The 262-nt window shown below is 54.2% G+C and carries 1 rRNA gene; it reads left to right on the forward strand.

What is annotated here, in order from left to right:
• A 16S ribosomal RNA gene (locus ACTHSL_RS13800) occupies positions 1-262 on the forward strand; the annotation flags it as partial.

A 262-nucleotide genomic window follows, 5' to 3' on the forward strand; every position in this document is an offset into this window, starting at 1 on the left:
CAGCCTACGGGTGGCTGCAGTCGGGAATTTTGCACAATGGGCGCAAGCCTGATGCAGCAATGCCGTGTGAGTGAAGAAGGCCCTTGGGTCGTAAAGCTCTTTCGGCCGGGAAGAAGGGTTTCCAAGCGAATAGGTTGGGAATTTGACGGTACCGGAAGAAGAAGCACCTGCTAACTTCGTGCCAGCAGCAGCGGTAATACGAAGGGTGCAAGCGTTGTTCGGAATTATTGGGCGTAAAGGGCGCGTAGGCGGAAACATATGT

It is taken from the genome of Neisseria sp. P0008.S010, assembly GCF_051962715.1.
Taxonomy (GTDB): domain Bacteria; phylum Pseudomonadota; class Gammaproteobacteria; order Burkholderiales; family Neisseriaceae; genus Neisseria; species Neisseria elongata.